At 32.9% G+C, this 20895-nt stretch carries 21 protein-coding genes; 16 read left to right on the forward strand and 5 right to left on the reverse strand.

Features of this window, described 5'->3' with window-relative positions; genetic code table 11:
* Positions 1 to 22 precede the first annotated feature (22 nt).
* The 11 genes from LX95_RS11250 to LX95_RS11300 all read left to right on the forward strand — a co-directional run bounded on the left by LX95_RS11250 (position 23) and on the right by LX95_RS11300 (position 9562).
* A complete protein-coding gene (locus LX95_RS11250; protein ID WP_111541557.1) occupies positions 23 to 799 on the forward strand; it encodes a 3'-5' exonuclease in 777 nt (258 codons plus the stop codon).
* A 6-nt stretch (positions 800 to 805) separates the two neighbouring features.
* Positions 806 to 1420, forward strand: coding sequence for a fumarylacetoacetate hydrolase family protein (locus LX95_RS11255; protein WP_111541558.1), 615 nt, complete (start codon positions 806 to 808; stop codon positions 1418 to 1420).
* Entirely contained in the window at positions 1420 to 1761 is a 342-nt protein-coding gene (locus LX95_RS11260) for an Hpt domain-containing protein (protein WP_111541559.1), read from the forward strand. Before LX95_RS11255 ends, LX95_RS11260 begins: the two co-directional genes overlap by 1 nt.
* A complete protein-coding gene (locus LX95_RS11265) occupies positions 1758 to 2999 on the forward strand; it encodes a CinA family nicotinamide mononucleotide deamidase-related protein (RefSeq protein ID WP_111541560.1) in 1242 nt (413 codons plus the stop codon). The genes LX95_RS11260 and LX95_RS11265 overlap by 4 nt, the downstream gene beginning before the upstream one ends.
* A gap of 95 nt (positions 3000 to 3094) precedes the next feature.
* Positions 3095 to 3334, forward strand: coding sequence for a 50S ribosomal protein L28 (gene rpmB / locus LX95_RS11270; protein ID WP_111541561.1), 240 nt, complete (start codon positions 3095 to 3097; stop codon positions 3332 to 3334).
* Positions 3335 to 3358: 24 nt separating this feature from the next.
* Positions 3359 to 3541 (forward strand): 50S ribosomal protein L33, encoded by a 183-nt coding sequence (gene rpmG, locus LX95_RS11275; protein WP_111541562.1) that lies wholly within the window; start codon positions 3359 to 3361, stop codon positions 3539 to 3541.
* A gap of 6 nt (positions 3542 to 3547) precedes the next feature.
* A complete protein-coding gene (locus LX95_RS11280; RefSeq protein WP_111541563.1) occupies positions 3548 to 3700 on the forward strand; it encodes a DUF4295 domain-containing protein in 153 nt (50 codons plus the stop codon).
* 210 nt (positions 3701 to 3910) lie between these two features.
* Positions 3911 to 4867, forward strand: coding sequence for a signal recognition particle-docking protein FtsY (ftsY, locus tag LX95_RS11285; RefSeq protein WP_111541564.1), 957 nt, complete (start codon positions 3911 to 3913; stop codon positions 4865 to 4867).
* Between the two features lie 141 nt (positions 4868 to 5008).
* Positions 5009 to 6319, forward strand: coding sequence for a 30S ribosomal protein S12 methylthiotransferase RimO (gene rimO, locus LX95_RS11290; RefSeq protein WP_111541565.1), 1311 nt, complete (start codon positions 5009 to 5011; stop codon positions 6317 to 6319).
* A 220-nt stretch (positions 6320 to 6539) separates the two neighbouring features.
* A complete protein-coding gene (gene bshC, locus LX95_RS11295) occupies positions 6540 to 8135 on the forward strand; it encodes a bacillithiol biosynthesis cysteine-adding enzyme BshC (protein WP_111541566.1) in 1596 nt (531 codons plus the stop codon).
* A 38-nt stretch (positions 8136 to 8173) separates the two neighbouring features.
* Positions 8174 to 9562, forward strand: coding sequence for a pyridoxal phosphate-dependent decarboxylase family protein (locus tag LX95_RS11300; protein WP_111541567.1), 1389 nt, complete (start codon positions 8174 to 8176; stop codon positions 9560 to 9562).
* Positions 9563 to 9567: 5 nt separating this feature from the next.
* Here LX95_RS11300 and LX95_RS11305 read toward each other — a convergent pair whose 3' ends face one another.
* Entirely contained in the window at positions 9568 to 10293 is a 726-nt protein-coding gene (locus LX95_RS11305) for an SIMPL domain-containing protein (RefSeq protein WP_111541568.1), read from the reverse strand.
* Positions 10294 to 10380: 87 nt separating this feature from the next.
* Between LX95_RS11305 and guaA the strand changes: the two genes are divergently transcribed.
* From guaA to LX95_RS11325, 4 genes are read left to right on the forward strand one after another with little or no spacing between them, the layout of a single operon-like run.
* Positions 10381 to 11910, forward strand: a complete 1530-nt coding sequence (gene guaA / locus LX95_RS11310) for a glutamine-hydrolyzing GMP synthase (protein WP_111541569.1) — start codon at positions 10381 to 10383, stop codon at positions 11908 to 11910.
* Positions 11911 to 11939: 29 nt separating this feature from the next.
* Positions 11940 to 13853 carry a LysM peptidoglycan-binding domain-containing protein gene (locus LX95_RS11315; RefSeq protein WP_111541570.1) on the forward strand — a complete coding sequence of 638 codons (1914 nt, stop codon included), beginning with the start codon at positions 11940 to 11942 and terminating at the stop codon, positions 13851 to 13853.
* 2 nt (positions 13854 to 13855) lie between these two features.
* The gene (locus LX95_RS11320; RefSeq protein WP_111541571.1) at positions 13856 to 14263 is read left to right on the forward strand and encodes an OsmC family protein; all 408 of its coding nucleotides are present in this window, start codon (positions 13856 to 13858) and stop codon (positions 14261 to 14263) included.
* 23 nt (positions 14264 to 14286) lie between these two features.
* Positions 14287 to 14856, forward strand: a complete 570-nt coding sequence (locus tag LX95_RS11325; RefSeq protein WP_111541572.1) for a hypothetical protein — start codon at positions 14287 to 14289, stop codon at positions 14854 to 14856.
* Positions 14857 to 14902: 46 nt separating this feature from the next.
* Here LX95_RS11325 and LX95_RS11330 read toward each other — a convergent pair whose 3' ends face one another.
* Genes LX95_RS11330 through LX95_RS11345 form a run of 4 tightly spaced genes read right to left on the reverse strand, consistent with a single transcriptional unit; the run spans position 14903 to position 19397 of the window.
* Positions 14903 to 15847 (reverse strand): NAD(P)H-dependent flavin oxidoreductase, encoded by a 945-nt coding sequence (locus LX95_RS11330; RefSeq protein ID WP_111541573.1) that lies wholly within the window; start codon positions 15845 to 15847, stop codon positions 14903 to 14905.
* Positions 15847 to 17448: a S8 family serine peptidase gene (locus LX95_RS11335; RefSeq protein ID WP_111541574.1), complete on the reverse strand. Its 1602-nt coding sequence runs from the start codon at positions 17446 to 17448 to the stop codon at positions 15847 to 15849. The genes LX95_RS11330 and LX95_RS11335 overlap by 1 nt, the downstream gene beginning before the upstream one ends.
* Before the next feature lie 10 nt (positions 17449 to 17458).
* On the reverse strand, positions 17459 to 18640 hold the full coding sequence (gene mnmA, locus LX95_RS11340; RefSeq protein WP_245924766.1) for a tRNA 2-thiouridine(34) synthase MnmA: 1182 nt from the start codon (positions 18638 to 18640) through the stop codon (positions 17459 to 17461).
* 31 nt (positions 18641 to 18671) lie between these two features.
* On the reverse strand, positions 18672 to 19397 hold the full coding sequence (locus LX95_RS11345) for a toxin-antitoxin system YwqK family antitoxin (RefSeq protein WP_170116611.1): 726 nt from the start codon (positions 19395 to 19397) through the stop codon (positions 18672 to 18674).
* Positions 19398 to 19445: 48 nt separating this feature from the next.
* On the opposite strand from LX95_RS11345, the gene LX95_RS11350 reads away from it, so the two are divergent.
* Positions 19446 to 20837: a fasciclin domain-containing protein gene (locus LX95_RS11350; RefSeq protein WP_111541577.1), complete on the forward strand. Its 1392-nt coding sequence runs from the start codon at positions 19446 to 19448 to the stop codon at positions 20835 to 20837.
* The last annotated feature ends 58 nt before the right edge of the window (positions 20838 to 20895 follow it).

A 20895-nucleotide genomic window follows, 5' to 3' on the forward strand; every position in this document is an offset into this window, starting at 1 on the left:
TATCTTTACAAAAATCCATACCATGAAATTAAATTTAACCAAACCCATTTGTTTCTTCGATTTAGAAACTACCGGAACCAATATTGCCAAAGATAGAATTGTAGAAATAGCTATACTTAAGGTTTTTCCTAATGGAAATAAAGAAAGCTATACGTGGCGTGTAAATCCAGAAATGGAGATCCCTGCAGAAGTTACAAAGATTCACGGCATAAGTTATGACGATATAAAAGATGAGCCTACATTTAAAGACCTTTCTAAAAAGGTGTATGAAATGATTAAAGGTTGTGACTTGGGGGGATATAACAGCAACCGTTTTGATATTCCACTTTTAGCTGAAGAGTTTCTTCGAGCAGGAATAGATTTTGATATTAAAAGCGCTTTGGCGGTTGATGTACAAACCATCTTTCATAAAAAAGAAAAACGAACTTTAGAAGCAGCTTATAAATTTTACTGCGATAAAGATTTAACAAACGCACATTCTGCTGAAGCGGATACTAACGCTACTTTTGAAGTTTTGGAATCGCAGTTAGATAAATATCCAGATTTAGAAAACGATATGAAATGGTTAGCAGAATTTAGTGCTCATAAGAAATTTGTAGATTTTGCAGGGTTTATAGCCTACAATAAAAAAGGAGAAGAGGTGTTTTCTTTTGGAAAGCATCGAGGTAAATTAGTAGAAGAAGTGTTTGAAAAAGAACCAGGATATTATGGTTGGATTCAAAACGCAGATTTTCCTTTATATACAAAAAAGGTTTTGACAGCAATTAAGCTAAAAAAACTATCAGATAAATTGAATTAAGACCGTATGAAGATTATTTGCATAGGAAGAAATTATGCTAAGCATATTGAGGAGTTAAAAAATGAAAGACCTACAGATCCTGTAATCTTTTTAAAACCCGATACTGCTGTACTTTTAAAAAAACAACCATTTTTTATTCCAGATTTTTCTGATGATGTTCATTATGAAGTTGAACTTTTGGTAAAGATTAATAAAGTTGGGAAATACATTCAGTCTAAATTTGCTCATAAGTATTATGATGAAATTGGATTGGGTATAGATTTTACGGCAAGAGACTTACAATCACAATTAAAAGAAAAAGGATTGCCTTGGGAAAAATCTAAAGCATTTGATGGATCTGCAGTAATTGGAGAAAAATGGTTTTCAAAAGAAGAATTTGAGAGTCTTCAAAATATCAATTTTTCATTACAGAGGAATGGTGAAGAGGTTCAAAAAGGAAATACTGCGCATATGCTCTGCCAAATTGATGAGATAATCGAATATGTTTCACAATTCTTTACTTTGAAAATTGGAGACATTATTTTTACTGGTACTCCCGAAGGAGTTGGGAGAGTTAAAACCAATGACGTGTTAAATGGATATATTGAAAAAGAATCTGTTTTTCAAATTAAAGTGAAATAATGAAAATATACGATTTGCAACAGGTAAAAGAAATGGCTGGAGGTGATGATGATTTTGTCGTGGAAATAGTAAAAGCATTTCTAGAAGAACTTCCTCCAGATATCAACCTGATGAGAGAGGCAGTTGAAAATAATAATCCAGAATTGGCTTATAGTGTGGCTCATAAAATGAAACCAAATTTGCAGATTTTTGGTTTAGAGCTTTTAGAAAATATTAAAAGATTGGAATCTTGGTCTAAAGATAGAGTAACGAGAAAAGATATTTTAGAGGATGTAAGCCTTATTGAAAAGAAAGTTTTGTTAGCTTGCGAATCTTTAAAAGAAGATTTTCAAGTCGTATGATAGCAGAAATAATAACTATTGGAGATGAAATTTTAATTGGTCAGATTGTAGATACCAATTCAGCTTATATCTCAAAAAAATTAAATTCTATTGGAGTAGAAGTTGGTCAAATCACTTCTATAAAAGATACAAAAGAGCATATTACTCAAACGCTGAATGATGTAAGTGGAAGAGCTCATATAGTTATTATTACTGGAGGTTTAGGTCCTACCAATGACGATTTAACTAAAAAAACACTATGTGGGTATTTTAATGATTCTTATGTGGTAAATGAGAAAGTTCTTTCTCATGTAGAAAAATTATTTGAAAAATATGTAGATACTCCTATCTCCCAACTTAATAGAGATCAAGCTTTGATTCCATCTAAGGCTATAGCTCTTAATAACGAGTATGGTACGGCTCCGGGAATGTGGTTTGATGAAAACAATGTTGTATATATTTCACTGCCAGGTGTTCCTTATGAAATGAAAGCACTTTTAGATAATGAGGTGTTACCTAGACTTCAGCAAAAATTTGAAAGACCTCATATTGTTCATAAAACGATTTTAACTTACGGATTAGGGGAAAGCGCTATTGCGGAAAAAATTGAAAGCTGGGAAACAGCTCTTCCCAATCACATTAAATTAGCTTATTTACCTAGTTTAGGAAGAGTAAGATTGCGCTTAAGTGCTCGGGGAAGTGAAAGAGAATTTTTAGAAAACTCAATTGAATCAGAAATAGAGAAGCTTCAGCATATTATAGGTGATATTATTAAAGGTTTTGAAGGAGAAGAAACTTTAGAAGAACAAATTGCCCAAAAGTTTGTTGAACATAAAAAAACACTAGTTACTGCAGAAAGTTGTACCGGGGGAGAAGTAGCTTCTAGGTTTACCTCATATCCTGGCGCGTCCCAGTACTTTAAAGGAAGTATTGTGACTTATGCCACCAGTAGTAAAAATGATGTTTTAGGAATCCCTACAGAGCTTATTGATAGGTTTAGTGTGGTAAGTGAAGAAGTAACCCTTCAAATGGCTTTAAAAGCGAGGAAATTGTTTAAGGCAGACGTAGCTATTGCTACTACGGGTAATGCAGGTCCTACAAAAGGAGATAGTGATGCAGAGTTGGGGACAGTATATATTGCTTTAGTGAGTGAAAAAGAAGAAAAAGTCTATCAATTTAACTTCGGAAATAAAAGAGAAAAAGTGATTGAAAAGGCAGTAATAAAGGCGCAGGAAATTCTTTTAAGCTATTTTTCATAATTATCTTAATTTTTTATGAAGATATTGTTGGAGATTAGATTAAAATATCGTTAATTTGCATCCTGTTTTGAAATAACGAGAAAAGATTAGAAAAAATGTCAAGAGTTTGTGAACTTACGGGTAAAAAAGCGATGGTAGGAAACAATGTTTCTCACGCTATGAATAAAACTAAGCGTAAATTTAACGCCAATTTAGTTAAAAAACGTTTTTATATCCCAGAAGAGGATAAGTGGGTAACTTTAAAAGTATCGACTTCCGCATTAAAAAACATTAATAAAAAAGGAATCTCTGCTGTGATTAAAGAAGCGAGAGAAAAAGGATTCTTAAAAAAGTAATCTTACCTTTAATATCTTAGAGCAATGGCAAAGAAAGGAAATAGAGTTCAAGTAATATTAGAATGCACAGAGCATAAAGGATCTGGTAAACCAGGTACCTCTAGATATATTACCACAAAAAATAAAAAGAATACGCCGGATAGAATGGAGTTAAAGAAATTTAACCCAATTCTTAACAAAATGACGGTTCATAAAGAAATAAAGTAATAAGTTATGGCAAAGAAATCGGTAGCATCGTTACAAACAGGATCAAAGAGGCTTAGTAAAGCGATCAAAATGGTAAAATCTCCAAAATCTGGAGCTTATACTTTTGAAGAAGCTATTATGGCGCCAGAAGATGTAAAGGATTATTTCGATAAGAAATAAATACTTATAAAAAAATAACTAAGCCGTTTCGAATTTTCGAGACGGCTTTTTGTTTTTGTGTATATTTGCGAAACATTTAATTTGAGCGTTTCTTATTTTATTAATTTAATTTTAAAATGAGAAAGTTAGGTTTTTGGGTAGTTGCTTTTTATATTTTCATTAAAAAAGCTCTAAGGTTGCCCTTATGCCTAACACACATAAGTATAGCGTATGAGTTTTTTTAAAAAAATTTTTTCAAAAGAAAAAAAAGAAACCTTAGACAAAGGTTTAGAAAAGTCAAAAGAAAACTTCTTTGGCAAACTAAGTAAAGCCGTTGCAGGAAAATCTAAAGTTGATGATGAGGTTTTAGATGATTTAGAGGAAGTATTAGTAGCGAGTGATGTTGGGGTAAAAACGACTATTAAAATTATAGATCGTATTGAAGCTCGTGTAGCTAAAGATAAATACTTAGGTACATCAGAGCTTGATGTAATCTTGAGAGAAGAAATTGCAGGTTTATTAAGCGAATCAGGTTCAGGAGAACAAAAAGATTTAATTTCTGAGAAAAAGCCATACGTAATTATGGTAGTGGGTGTAAATGGTGTAGGTAAAACTACGACTATTGGTAAATTAGCTCATCAATTTAAAGCACAAGGTAAAAAAGTAGTTTTAGGAGCAGCCGATACTTTTAGAGCTGCCGCAATAGACCAACTTCAGGTGTGGGCCGATCGTGTAGATGTTCCTATTGTAAAGCAGAGTATGGGTAGTGATCCTGCTTCCGTAGCTTTTGATACTTTACAGAGTGCTGTGAAAATGGATGCCGATGTGGTGATTATTGATACTGCGGGTAGACTCCATAATAAAGTGAACTTAATGAACGAGCTTTCTAAAGTAAAGCGAGTGATGCAAAAAGTAATTATAGATGCTCCGCACGAAGTTTTATTGGTATTAGATGGTAGTACAGGACAAAATGCTTTTGAACAAGCTAAACAATTTACAGCAGCAACAGAAGTAACTTCTTTAGCGGTTACCAAACTTGATGGAACAGCAAAAGGAGGAGTTGTTATTGGTATTAGTGATCAATTTCAAATTCCTGTAAAATACATAGGAGTAGGTGAGGGGATAGAAGATTTACAAATATTTAATAAATTAGAATTTGTAGACTCTTTTTTTAAAAAGACCATCTAAACCCTACAAGAAAAGAAAACAAAAAGTCATTCTTTACGGAATGACTTTTTTTAAATTCTATATATTTAAATTCATCCTTAATTAAATAAAGCTTTTAAGTCTTAAAAGCTTTGTATCTTTGCACACATTTTTAAAATTGCTATGAGAACAAAATCACTGAAGAAAAATAAAATTAATGTCGTAACGCTGGGGTGTAGTAAGAATATTTATGATTCTGAAGTGCTTATGGGGCAGCTTAAAGCCAATAAGAAAGAGGTGGTTCATGAGGAAGAAGGTAATATTGTTGTCATTAATACCTGCGGATTTATAGATAACGCTAAAGAGCAATCTGTCAATACTATTTTAGAATATGCACAAAAGAAAGAAGAAGGTATTGTAGATAAAGTTTTCGTTACCGGTTGTCTTTCTGAGCGATACAAGCCAGATTTACAGAAAGAAATTCCCAATGTAGATCAATATTTTGGTACTACCGAAATGCCCTCTTTATTAAAAGCTTTAGGAGCCGATTATAAACACGAACTTTTAGGAGAACGTGTTACGACTACACCAAAAAATTATGCCTTTTTAAAAATTGCCGAAGGTTGCGATCGTCCTTGTTCGTTTTGTGCCATTCCTTTAATGCGTGGCGGTCATAAATCTACACCCATCGAGCAATTGGTAAAAGAAGCTCAAGGTTTAGCGAGAGACGGAGTAAAAGAATTGATTCTTATTGCCCAAGATCTTACCTATTACGGATTAGATATTTACAAGAAAAGAGCTTTAGCAGAATTACTTCGTGAACTGGTAAAGGTTGATGGGATTGAATGGATTCGTTTGCATTATGCTTTCCCTACCGGTTTCCCGGAAGATGTTCTCGATGTGATTAAAGAAGAACCAAAAGTTTGTAATTATATCGATATTCCGTTGCAGCATATTTCAGATGATTTATTGAAATCTATGCGTCGCGGGACTACCCACAAAAAAACTACAGATTTAATTCATAAATTCCGAGAAATCGTTCCTCAAATGGCAATAAGAACAACACTTATTGTTGGGTATCCTGGAGAAACCGAAGCTCATTTTCAAGAATTAAAAGACTGGGTAAGAGAGATGCGTTTCGAGCGTTTAGGTGCTTTTACCTATTCTCACGAAGAAAATACGCACGCATATAACCTAGAGGATGATGTTCCTGAAGAAGTAAAACAAGAACGTGCGAATGAGATTATGGAAATTCAATCTCAAATCTCTTGGGAATTAAATCAGCAAAAAATAGGGAAAGTGTTTAAATGTGTTATTGACCGTAAAGAAGGAAATTACTTCGTTGGTAGAACAGAATTTGACTCTCCCGATGTAGACAACGAAGTCTTAATAGATGCAACTAAATACTACTTAAAGACAGGTGATTTTACACAAATAAAAATTAACCAAGCCGAAGATTTTGATCTTTACGGTGAACCTGTTACAGAAGAATAAAATAAAAAAGCCTTGGAAATTTCCAAGGCTTTTTTATTTACTTGAACTTTATAGTTCTATAAATTAAAATATATCATTGTTGCTCTTAAAACGTAATTATCTGATGAAATAAATAGTTTACGGAAAAAAGCGTTCAATTTATTACTTGATATTGTTAACTAAAAATTAGTAGATAAAAAGCTCAACAAATGTATCTTTGTAGGATTAAGATTCTACTTCTATGGCCGACTGTATTGCTTACCAAAAAACGAACTACTTCTCTTCTTTAATCAACGATTATTTAGATCAAAAAGAATCCTTAAAAGACTTTTACGAGAACTTTCCAAGTTTAGAGAATTTTCAAAAACAAGTGGAAAACAAGCAACACAATTATTCTGTCAAGACTAGAAAAATTTTAGTGGAAAGTCTCAAGAATCAGTATGTAAACACAATTGTTTCGGCTAAAACTCAAGAAAATTTAGATTTTTTAGCGAAAGAAAATAGCTTTACGATTACGACGGGGCATCAACTCAACTTGTTTACAGGTCCGCTTTATTTTTTATATAAAATTATTTCGACTATCAATTTAGCCGAAGAGCTTTCAGAGAAATATCCTCTACAGCATTTTGTTCCTGTGTATTGGATGGCTACCGAAGACCATGATTTTGAAGAAATCAATTTTTTTAATTTTGAACACCATAAAATTCAATGGCAACGAGAAGCTAGCGGAGCGGTTGGAGATCTTGATACTAAAGGTTTAAAACAAGTTTTTGAGAAGTTTCAAACCATTTTAAATGGTTCAGATCAATCAAAACATATACAATCTCTGTTTCAAAAAGCATATCTAGAGCACGATAATCTTACAGAAGCTACTCGATTTTTAGCTAATGAATTATTTGGGGGATACGGCTTAATTATCCTTGACGGAAATGATGCAGCACTAAAAAAAGAATTTAGTCCGTATGTGAAAAATGAGTTATTGCATCAAAATTCTTCAAATGAAGTTGGTAAAACTTCAAAGAAGTTGAATGAATTGGGATATAAAGTACAAGTGAATCCAAGGGAGATTAATCTTTTTTATTTAAAAGAGAACCTAAGAGAGCGTATTGTAAAAGATGAAGAATCTTATATCGTTCACGAGACGAACATCCGCTTTACGGAAGAAGAAATTTTAGTAGAATTAGAAAATCATCCCGAACGTTTTTCTCCTAATGTAATTATGCGACCGCTTTATGAAGAAGTGGTTTTGCCTAATCTTTGTTACATTGGTGGCGGTGGAGAATTAGCCTATTGGTTTCAATTAAAATCATATTTCCGTAAAGAAGAAGTTACTTTTCCAATCTTATTATTGAGGAATTCAGCTTTGCTTATGTCTAAAAAACAATCTGAAAAAGCAGAGCGATTAAATCTATCTTTAACAGATATGTTTTTAAAACAAGAAGATTTAATTACAAAAAGAACTCACGAAATTTCTGATATAGAAATAGATTTTTCCGCTCAAAAGAAACACCTTCAACAGCAATTTAAAGATCTTTATTCCTTAGCTAAAAAAACAGACCAGTCTTTTAATGGTGCGGTGGCAGCACAAGAAAAAAAGCAAATTAATGGTTTAGACCATTTAGAAAAACGTTTATTAAAAGCTCAAAAAAGAAAATTGCAAGACGAGTTAAAACGTTTGGTACATTTACAAGATCAAATTTTTCCACATCAAAGTTTACAAGAGAGAACAGCTAACTTTAGTAAGTTTTATGAAATATATGGCGAAGATTTGATACCTACTTTGAAAAATGAACTGAAGCCTTTAGACTTGCAGTTTACAATTATAACCTTACCATAGATAGAAATTTTAAATTTCTAAACTAAAAAACCAACCTTATGAAAAGCATGCATTCCATTGATATGGAAACCGTCGAGATGACGTTAGATATCATGAAATACGCCATTAACCGAATTTCTAATACCAATCCAGAATTGGGCTCGCCAGTTAGAGAAGAAGAACTTTTAAATCGAGTAGGCGAGACAGTCACCAAAGAGGGCATTGGAGGCGAAAAAGCCTTCCAAATGTTTAAAGACGTATTGGTAAAGACTGCCGTTCCTGCAGATCATCCTAGACATTTAGCATTTGTACCTGCCGCTCCAACCAGAGCAGCGACCCTTTTTGATTTAGTTACTTCAGCTTCTAGTATGCACGGTGCTTACTGGATGACTGGTGGTGGTGGAATCTTCTGTGAAAATCAGGCTATGAAATGGTTGGTTTCCCTTACCGGTTTACCCGAAGGAGCTTTTGGTGTTTTTACGAGTGGAGGAACATCAGCCAATTTATCTGCTATGATTGCTGCTCGTGAAGCTTGGCGCGATCGCAACGAAGACAACAGAGCGTATAAAGCTTTGCTTATTACCAGTAATGGTGCGCATTCTTCGGTGAAGTCTATGGCAAAAGTAATAGATGCAGATATTATTTTGGTGGACGATGATGAAGATGATCGACTAACGGGTAAATGGCTTCAAAAAGCAATTGATGATTTAAGTGAACTTGATCGCAAACGTTTATTTGCAGTAGTTGCTACCGGTGGAACTACCAATGCAGGAATTATTGATGAGTTAGATACAGTTGCCGATGTTTGTGAAAAAGAAAATTTGTGGTATCACGTAGATGCAGCATACGGTGGCGGAGCATTGGCCGCACCCTCGGTAAGACATTTGTTTACCGGTATTGAACGTGCAGACAGCATCACTATAGATCCGCATAAGTGGATGTTCTCTCCTTACGATTGCGGAGCTGTAATTTATAAAGATCTAGAACTTGCAAAAAATGCTCACTCTCAAAAAGGTTCTTACTTAGATATTTTTAAAGATCCAGGTGCGCAAGGTTTTAATCCATCAGATTATCAAATTCAATTAACAAGACGCTTACGCGGATTGCCACTTTGGTTCTCTTTAGCCATGCATGGAACCGATAAATATACCGAAGCTATAGAAAGAGGTCTAGAACTGGCTCAAAATGCAGCCCAGCAAATTGAAGCAGCACCTCATTTAGAATTGGTAAGAGATCCTAGTTTGTCTTGTGTACTATTTAGAAGAGTAGGATGGAATCCCGATAATTATAGAGACTGGACTTATGACAATCATAAAGCAGGATTTGCCTTAGTTACACCTACAAAATGGACTAAAAATGGAAAAACAGAAACAATTTCTCGTTTCTGTTTTATAAATCCTGATACTACTGAAAAAGATATTGAAGAAATTTTAGCTTCAATGAAGTAAGAATATTATTCAATTTCATAATCTAACCGCATTGTAATTGATGCGGTTTTCTTTTTACTAGAGGTGTTATATGCGCCACTCCAGCTATAATCTTCTCCGCTATTTCTTCCAGTAATTTGAAAAACGCCCATATCTGCTTTTTTCAGTTTTCCTAACTTTCCTCCAGCATTTTTAGCAATGCGTTCAGCTCTAAGCTTGGCATCTTCAGTAGCTTTAGAAATCATTTCAATTTTTAAATCTGCCAACTTAGTATAATAATATCTTGGAGGTGTAGAATTAAATTGAACACCTCTATTTAGCAGTTCAGTAATTTCACGAGCTACTTTTTCAATCAGCTCCACTTGAGTAGATTCTACTTTTATAGATTGTCTTAATTCATAACCTTCAAACTCTTGACCCACAAAATTTCCGTTTTCGTATTTGCTTTTTGTACGTTCTATAGTATTAACAGAGTTAAAAATAACTTCATCTTCCTTAATACCTTTTTCTTCTAAATATTTGTTTACTATTTCTTTATCTAATGCGATACCCTCATAAGCTTGTTTAAGATCTTTACTAAATCTAGAAAAAGTACCATTCCAAACAATTAAATCTGAAGTGAAATTAGAATTTCCAGCTCCGGTAACTTTAATAGAGTCATTAGTGTTTGCGCGTTCTATATATGCACTGCCTAAAAAGTAGGAAGCTATAACAATAGCAATTGAAAAAATAATAGCACTTAGGTACTTCATCATTTATATAAATTATTTAATAAAAAATAAAGATATAAAATATAGGTTTAGGCTTATAAATTTTAACTCAAATTGTTACTTTTGCCTATGCAAAACAACGTACTTATATTAGATTTCGGGTCACAGTATACTCAGCTAATCGCAAGAAGAGTAAGAGAGTTAAATATTTACTGTGAAATTCATCCTTTCAACAAGATTCCAGACAACGTAGAAACCTTTAAAGCGGTGATTCTTTCGGGAAGTCCTTTTTCGGTTCGTAATGAAGATGCTCCGCATCCAGACCTATCAAAAATTAGAGGAAAAGTGCCTCTACTTGCGGTATGTTATGGAGCGCAGTATTTAGCTCATTTTCATGGTGGTAAAGTAGAACCTTCACAAACTAGAGAATATGGGAGAGCAAACCTTTCTATTATTAAAGATAAGGAAATGCTTTTTGATGCTATTACAGAAAACTCTCAAGTTTGGATGTCTCATAGTGATACCATTAAAGAACTGCCAGAAAACGGAGTTCGTTTAGCCAGTACACATGATGTATTGAATGCAGCTTATAGAATTGACGGAGAAGAAACTTTTGCTATTCAGTTTCATCCAGAAGTATATCATTCTACAGATGGGAAACAATTACTAGAAAACTTCTTAGTAAAAATTTCTGGAGTAGAGCAAGAGTGGACACCTGAAGCTTTTGTAGATATGACTGTAGATGAATTAAGAGAAAAAGTAGGTGATGATAAAGTTGTATTAGGATTAAGTGGAGGAGTAGACTCTACCGTTGCTGCGGTTCTATTACACAAAGCGATAGGCAAAAATCTTTACTGTATTTTTGTAAATAACGGCTTGTTGCGTAAAAATGAATTTGATAGCGTTTTAGACCAATATAAAGATATGGGTCTTAATGTAAAAGGCGTAGATTCATCTGCACGTTTTCTAGATGCGTTAGCAGGAAAAAGTGATCCTGAAGAAAAAAGAAAAACTATAGGTCGAGTATTTATTGAAGTTTTTGATGATGAAGCTCACTTATTAAAAGATGTAAAATTTTTAGCTCAAGGGACTATTTATCCAGATGTAATAGAATCTATTTCGGTAAACGGACCTTCAGCAACTATAAAATCTCATCACAATGTAGGAGGTTTACCCGATTTTATGAAATTAAAAGTGGTAGAGCCTTTAAGAATGTTATTTAAAGATGAGGTAAGAAGAGTAGGAGCAGAAATGGGAATTGATCCAGAGTTATTAGGAAGACATCCTTTTCCTGGTCCAGGATTAGCTATTAGAATTCTAGGTGATATAACTCCAGAGAAAGTAAGAGTTTTACAAGAAGTAGATCATATTTTTATACAAGGTTTAAAAGACTGGATGCTTTATGATAAAGTATGGCAAGCAGGAGCAATATTACTTCCTGTAAATTCGGTTGGTGTAATGGGAGACGAGCGTACTTATGAAAAAGTAGTTGCTTTAAGAGCAGTAGAATCTACAGATGGAATGACTGCAGATTGGGTAAATCTTCCTTATGATTTTCTTCAAAAAATATCTAACACTATAATAAATCGAGTTAAAGGCGTTAATAGAGTAGTGTATGATATTAGTTCTAAGCCACCCGCTACAATTGAGTGGGAATAATTATTGCTAAGGAATATAAAAACGAGTAGATGAAAAAATTGATTCAGGTTTTATTGGTATGTGTTGGAGTTTTTCAATTGGGATTCTCACAGGGATATAAAACACATAAAGTAAAAAAGGGAGAAACAATAGAGAGTATTGCTCAGAAATATAAAATTTCTGAAGCATCAATTTATAGGCTTAATCCAGATGCGAAGAACAAAAAAATAGCTTCTACTGTTTTAGTTATTCCAACAGAAGAAATTGTACCTACCTCAGAAGAAGGAAGTTCAATTACTTTTAAGCAATACCGTGTAAAGAGCAAAGAGACTTTATATAGCATTGCTAAAACTAATGATGTTTCTGTAGATGAAATTAAAAAGTATAATTCGTATTTACTAAAAGAAGAATTAGGAAAAGGAGACCTTATTAAGATTCCTATCTTTAGTGAGAAGAAAGAGACGATTAATTATAATGAATCTTTAAGCGAATCTTCTTTTAGCAATGTAATTCATATTGTTTTACCTAAAGAAACTAAATATGGAATCGCTCAAAAATATGGTTTAAGTGTTGAGCAATTAAATGAGTTGAATCCTACGGTTTTTGAATTAAGAGCAGGTCAGTTACTTACCATTGTCAATAAAAATAAAAAAGCGGTAAGTAATCAATCACAAGATGATTCTAACAATCGTTTTCAAGAATATGAAGTTCAACCTAAGGAAACTTATTATAGCTTAACAAGACGCTTTCAGGTTTCTAAAGATTCACTTTTAGCTTGGAACCCTCAATTAGCTCAAGAAGGTTTAGAGGCGGGTATGACGATTAAGTTACCAAAAAAATCAAATGATTTCTCGGTTTTAAACAATTCAGAAAAAATAAATTTAGAAGAGTTAATTTCTAACCGTGATCGTAAAAAGATTGCGGTAATGCTTCCTTTTAGTCTTCAGAAATTTAAGGCAGGTATTGATAAAGAAGATCAACTTAAAAATGATAAAGTACTAAGAATTTCTTTAGATTTTTATAGCGGAGTTGAAGAAGCTATCGCTAAAGCGGAAAAATTAGGAATTTATGTAGATGCGAACATTTACGATACACAGAGAAATAAGTCTAAGGTGAGCGAAATTATCAATACCAATGATTTTTCTGAAACTCAATTAGTAATAGGTCCATTATTAACGGCAAACTTAGAAGAGGCTTCGCGTTTATTAGATAATGCTGGTGTTCCCGTTTTATCTCCTCTAACGAGTGGAGAGCTTAACGGAAAAAATAATTTGATACAAACTAGACCGTCAGATTTAATGATGGAACAAGCCTTAATCACGTATTTAGATAGCTTAAAACAAGGAAAAAATATCTTGATTTTAACTGATAAAAAGCATCAATTTATTAAAGATAAATTGGCATATACTATCCCTGAAGCTAGAATTATTACTCAAAAGAAAGAAGATTATTTACAACAGTCAGATTTAACTTCTAAATTAGATAAAAATAAAGAAAACTGGATAGTTATCGAGGCAGATGATGTTGCCTTAGTAACAAATAGTACTTCTTATTTAAATGCACTTTCTAAAAGTTATCCTATTAGATTATTTACTTCCAATAAGACTGATACATTTGAAGATGAGGTTCCTAACCAATACTTAACTAATTTAAAATTTACATACGCTTCTATCTCTAGAGAATACCAAAAAGAACCTTTAAGTGAATTTATTAGTACTTATAAAGAAAACTACGGCGTAATTCCTAACAAATATGCAGTAAGAGGTTATGATATCACTTTAGATGCTTTATTGAGGTTAGCAACATCTAATGATTTTTATGAAGCTTTAAGTATAGAAGGAACATCAGAATATATTGAGAATAAATTCAGTTACCATAAAAAAATGATTGGTGGGTTTTACAATGATGCAGTTTATTTAATGCAATATCAAGAAAATCTTGAGCTTAAAGTTTTAAACGATTAATTATGGTTACATCTACAGTAGTTTACGAAGGGAATCTAAGAGTTAGAAATACTCATCTTAAAAGTGAAGATACTTTTTTAACCGATGCACCAACAGATAATAATGGTAAAGGAGAAGCATTTTCTCCAACAGATGTAGTGGCAACAGCTCTCGCAAGTTGTATGCTTACGATAATGGGGATTTTGGCCGAAAGAGAACATATAGATTTAGTAGGAACAGGAGCTAACGTTACTAAAACCATGGCTTCCAATCCTCGTAGAATTTCTAAGATTGAAGTTCAATTTACTTTTTCTAAAAACTACGATGACTCTACAAAAAAGAAACTTGAAAATGCGGCGTTAACATGCCCCGTTTATCATAGCTTACACCCAGATATTGATAAAGATATACAGTTTATATATCCATCATAACAAAAGAATTTTCAATATTCATAATGAGAATAAATCTAAAAAATATATTTTATACAATTTTAATATTATTATTTTTTAGTTGTAATATAAACAGTAAAAAAGAAATTGATGATTTAGAAGAAATTTCATCATTAAAAAATAATTCTGAGAAAGAGTTATTTTTAACAGAAATTTTTAATTTTGATCAAAGTATGAGAGGTGAAAAATCTTCTAATATTTTACTCAAATTTGGTAAAAACTCAAAACAATACAAAAAATATTTAATTAAAATGGATTCTCTTGATAAAGTGAATCTTAAAAAAATTAAACGTTATTTGAATAAATTTGGATACCCTAATAGCAATACTTTTACGGAAAAGGCAAATATTACTCCTTGGGTAGTAATACATCATTCTGATTTAAAAACTAGACTCAGTTATTATCCCAACTTAAAAAAAGCTTATCAAGAAAGTAATTTATCAATTGATCATTTTGAACTTTATTTAACTAGAACTTTTTTAATGCAAAAAGGTTACTATCCTAATTCAGAAGGAGTTTATAATCGAGAGAAAAAAATTGAGTATTTAATAAACGAGTTGAATTTAAAAGGTTAATTAAGAAGGTGTTATTTATAATATAAATTTCACCTTATAAATACTTTCAAAAAGAAATTATTTCTTTTTGAACCTCTTGAAATTCGGTAATGATTTCTTTTACGATTTCGGCAGCAGGTTTAATTTCGTTTATCAATCCGCTTATTTGACCGATCTCTAATTCACCTTCCTCTAAATCACCTTCAAACATTCCTTTTTTGGCTCTAGCTCTTCCTAAAAGTCCTATCAAATCTTCTTTAGTAGGTTGCGTGGTATAGAGTTCCATCACATCATTAAAAAACTTATTTTTTAATAAACGTACGGGAGCTAATTCTTTAAGGGTTAATTGCGTTTCTCCTTCCTGCGCTTTTACCACTAAATCTTTAAAGTTTTGGTGAGAAGACGCTTCGGGTGAAGCAACAAAACGACTTCCAATTTGAACCGCATCTGCACCTAAAATCATAGCCGCAAGCATTCCTCTTCCTGTGGCAATCCCACCTGCTGCAATTAAAGGAATTTGTAATTTTTCTTTTACCATTGGGATAAGGGTAAAAGTAGTTGTTTCTTCCCTTCCATTATGTCCACCTGCTTCAAACCCTTCCGTTACGACGGCATCAACCCCAGCAGCTTCTGCTTTTAATGCGAATTTTACACTACTTACCACGTGCACCACTTTAATTCCTTTTTCTTTTAAAATAGAGGTATACGTTTTTGGATTTCCTGCAGAAGTAAAGACAATTTCAACTCCTTCCTCTATTATAATTTCCATAATTTCCTCTAAGTTGGGATACAACATAGGAACATTTACAGCAAAAGGGAAGGAAGTTGCTTTTTTGCACTTTACAATGTGCTCTCTTAATACTTCAGGATACATAGAGCCAGCTCCAATTATTCCTAAACCGCCTGCATTACTAACGGCGCTGGCCAGCTTCCAGCCGCTAGCCCATATCATACCAGCTTGAATTAATGGATATTTTATATTAAATAGAGAAGTAATTTTATTGGTTTGCATTAGTTTTTAAAAATTTTAAGAGTTTTTTCTTCTGTATTATTTGAGACTTGTAATAAGTAAATCCCCTTCGAAAAAGAAGAGAAATCTATTTGGTTAGCGTGTTTAACTTCCAACACTTTTTTTCCTAACATCGAATAAACTTTTATAGTGTTCGCTTCCGCGGAAGCGTTACGCAAATAAAGCATATTAGAAGTGGGGTTGGGATAAGCGATAATCGTGTTTTTATCTACAGACAGAGTGGAAAGTACGTCTTGCACGGCCACTGAAAAATCTGGAATTCCGTATCCAATTTCATTATTTGGATTGTTGTAACGAGAAGCAGATTCTCTTACAATTTGCATGATTTCTAGATTGGTTTTGTTGGGATTTGCTTGCCATAGGCTTGCTATAGCACCAGTCATAATAGGAGAAGAGAAAGAAGTTCCATTTGAGAAATCGACATTTCCACTTAGATTAATAATAGCAGAACCAGCACCTTGAGCTACTACATCTGGTTTTACACGTCCATCTGCAGAAGGACCTATAGAACTAAAAGAAGCATAATCTCCATTTTGATCTACAGAGCCTACTGTAAAAACATTCCCGTCGGCAGGAGCATTTATAATAGGAAAACTAAAATCTTGTCCAGAATTACCAGCCGAGTTAACTACTAAAATTCCCTTTTCTACAGCAATGTTGGCACCTCTAGTGATAAAAGCCGTATTACCATCCATATCTTGTGGAGTGTAGTTGTAATTGGGATTGTCAAATTGAGAATAACCTAAAGAGGAATTGATTAAATCTACCCCCAAACTATCTGCTCTTTCGGCTGCTTCTACCCAGTAGCTTTCTTCTACTGGAGTTTCAGAATTAGCATCTTCGGTTCTAAATAAATAAAAAGAAGCATCTGGAGAAGTTCCCACAAATTGATTATTGAGAAAACCAACCATATCTGAAAGTACAATAGCTCCGTGGTTGTGTAAATTTGAACTCGCAAAGTTATTAGATCTAGCTACAAAATCATAACCCCCAAGCAAACGGTTATCTTGATTTAAATTTGCAAAACCAGGATTCATTAACACATTAGGAAAACCTGAATCTAAAACAGCAATAAGCATTCCTGTGCCTATATAATCATCTTGATGCAAGTCCTCAACATTTAGCATTGAAACTTGATTATTGCTCGCCCCATAATTGTAATTTACATTTACCTCAAATTTTTGCTGGGTGTCTTCACTTTGATCCATTTGAGCTGGTCTTGGGTTAAGCATATCATTCGCAAAAACTATATTTTGAACAAAATTTAGATTACTTAGGTTGTTTATGTTTTGAATGCTTCCTAGCACATGAACGCAATTAAACCATTTAGATTTTGCTTTAACCACAATACCGGTTTGGTTTTTTAGTGTAGTAATGTAATTTTCATTTACAGGAACGTCTCTGGCATCTATAGCTATATTATGTAAGTTTTTACGTGTAATTGCACGTTGACTAAGAATAGAACTGGGGTTGCTTATAGAAGCTTGTACATTAGGCTTATCTGTAAAATAAATCCAAGCGTGTTCTTGAGCTTTTAGTCCAAAAGAAATTACGAGTAAAACTCCAAAAATATAGTTTTTCATTTTTATAAAATTAAGAAATTACGCCAGAGCCAATCAATTCATCATCTTGATACCAAGCAACAAATTGTCCTTCCATGATAGCGGTTTGAGGTTGATCAAATATTACATAAAGACCTTGCTCTTCTTGGTATAAGGTAGCATCTTCTAAGGTTTGTCGGTAGCGAATTCTTGCTTTGGTTTTCAGTTGGCTACCCACAGGTAATTTTAAATCTTCTCGTACCCAATGGATCTCATTTTTATCAACAAAAAGTCCTTTTCTTAAAAGTCCGGGGTGATTTTTTCCTTGTCCCGTATAAATCACATTTTCATCTACATCGGTTTCGATTACAAAAAGCGGTTCTGGAGTACCTCCAACACCTAAACCTTTTCGCTGACCTTTTGTAAAATAATGCGCCCCATTATGATGCCCTACTTTTTTACCTTGTTCCTTATGGTAAGTATATTTTTTTATTTGACTAGTTAAAGAAGTATCTTCTTCCTTATCGGAAAAATAGGTAGCATCGTTAGCTTCTATCTCTACAATAATTCCATCTTTAGGTTGAAGTTTTTGCTGAAGAAATTCCGGCAAACGGACTTTCCCTATAAAACATAAACCTTGAGAATCCTTTTTTTCTGCTGTGACCAAATCTTGCTGGGTAGCAATTTCTCTCACTTCACTCTTTTGCAAATCTCCTATAGGAAATAAGGTTTTAGCCAATTGCTCTTGAGAAAGCTGACATAAAAAATAAGACTGATCTTTATTTTTATCCTTCCCCGCTAACAATTGATAGATGGTTTCTCCGTCTTTTTCAAATTCAGCTTTTCTACAATAATGTCCTGTAGCCACATAATCGGCTCCTAAAGAAAGTGCAATTTTCATAAAGACATCAAACTTTATTTCTCTATTGCATAATACGTCTGGGTTAGGAGTTCTTCCCTTACCATATTCATCGAACATATAATCTACAATACGTTCTTTATAATCTTCACTAAGATCTACCGTTTGAAAAGGAATATTCAATTTTTCGGCTACTAACATAGCATCATTGCTATCATCTAGCCAAGGGCATTCATCACTAATAGTTACAGAGTCATCGTGCCAATTTTTCATAAATAAGCCAATTACTTCATAACCTTGTTCCTTTAATAGGTATGCGGTTACACTAGAATCTACTCCGCCACTTAAACCTACTATCACTCTTTTTTTAGCCACAATCTCTTTTTTTAATGCAAAAATATGAATTTTAGTCGGTTTGTTTTTTCTTTACTTTCAATGGAGTTTTAGGTAAAGGGTATTTTATTGTTTGTACCACTTTTCCATCATCATAAAACTTCCAAATTCCGTCTTTTTCGTCTTCTTTATAATTTCCTTCACTTAAAATGTTTCCCGATTTATCGTAGATTTTAGTTAAGCCATTTAGCTTTCCATTTTTATAGGTGTAATATTGTAAAATTTGCTTGTCTTTAAGGTACACGATTTCAGTTCCGTCAAGCTTGCCATTTTTGTAATTTTCTTCTTGCGCCAACATTCCGTCAGGTAAAAAGGTTTTTTTGTTACCGTGTAGTTTATCATTTTTATAATTTTCTATCATCATCAATTTTTCCCCACCTTTGTGGTAATATCGCCAAGTACCTTCTCTTTTCTTGTTAACCATATTGCCTTGGCTTACTATGACCTCATTATTTGTATAGTAAGTTACTAGAATAGAATCATTTTTAGTATTATATTCTTTTGTAGCTACGGGTTGGTTATAGTTTCCCTCTTTATAAAACTTAAAAACACCTACTTCTTTACCATGCTCAAAAGTACCTTCATATCTTTTTTGATTGGTACCTTCAAATTTTTTCATCCATTTTCCGTGACGTTGACCTTGGGCATCGGTTTGATTAAACTTTTCAGTTTGAGCATAATTTTTAATTCCGAACATAGAAATACATAGCAGAAGTAAAAAAAATCTTTGAGTTTTCATGAATGATGGTTTTTGTATATTGGGCATAATTTTAAATGTAAATTCTAAATGAATTATTCTATATCAAAATTAACAAAAATACTGCCAGTATTATTGTTTGCCTGTGTTCTTTTTTCTTGTCAAGATGATGATGATAATGGTAATGTAATAGAAGGAAATAACTCTATTATAAATTACTTGCAAAAAAACAATGAGTATTCTATTATAGCTCAAACGGTTGTCAAAGCTGGCTATGAAGGTACTTTAGATGGGAATTCTGGTACTTATACCTTTTTCGCGCCCGATAATGAGGCTATGAATATTTATTTTTCTGACTTAGGTATTTCTGGCCTAGAAGCATTATCAGGTGAAGAAGCTCAAAGATTAGTTGACTATCACCTTTTACAAACCCCAAATGATGCAGAAAACTTTACTACAGGTTATTTAAAAACAAATGCTAAAAAAGTATTGAATGATTCTGTTAGTTATAATTTAGATTTGTTTGTAGATAGTGAAGAAGAATTACTTTTTAATGCACAAACCCGTATAATTTTTCCTAATATAGATGTAGATAATGGCGTTTTACACGGAATTGATAAAGTGCTTAACCCACCAAAGGTCACAAATTTAATGCAAATAGATAGTCGACTTCTTAGTTTTTATGAAGAATTAGAAGCCGAAAATTTACTGTCAGAAATTCAAACTGAAGATAACAAAACTATTTTTGTTCCTATAGACATCGATTTAGATCCCTTTTTGGCAAATCAAAATTTTACTACTTCAGAAAAAGTGAATTTTTTAAAGAATCATCTTATGGAAGGTTTTTTTACAACAGATATTCTTCAAACTGGATATTTTAAAAATAGGGCAGTAGCCAATAATAGCAATCACATAGATACTTATTTTAATTTAACTTTGGGATTATTATTAAATGGAACTAGCAATATTATAGAACAAGATATTGTAGGGACAAATGGAGTAATTCATGTTTTAGATAAAGTATTGGAAGTGCCAGATTTGTATACGTTTATTAACGCTGATGCGGATTTATTTACATTCCAGACTGCCTTAACACGCGATGATCAACTCCCAGAAAATTATATAAACCGACTAATGAGTAACGACGGAACTGAAAGTCCGTTTACAATTTTTGCTCCTATAGATACAGCTTTTGAAAGTGCTTTGTTGGAGCTTTTCCCAAATCAAAATGCTACATTAGAAGATATTGATACTGCAAATTTAACCTCTGTACTTAATAATCATATCGTTACTAATAATGCTTATACATTAGAAAATTTACCTTTGAGTGTGAATACTTTAGAAAGTCAAATTCAAGTTATAAAAACCGATAGTACTTTTACTTTAGCAGATGTGCAACAGCGTCAGTCTAATTCGGTAAGAGTAGATGTTCAAGCCAAAAACGGACTTTTGCATAAAATTGATACTTTATTGCTCCACTAAACAAATGTTTGTTTAATGTTAATTAACTTTTATTAAACAAAAAATAGATTGAAGATGA

The organism is Mesonia algae, from assembly GCF_003253545.1.
Classification (GTDB): Bacteria; Bacteroidota; Bacteroidia; order Flavobacteriales; family Flavobacteriaceae; genus Mesonia; species Mesonia algae.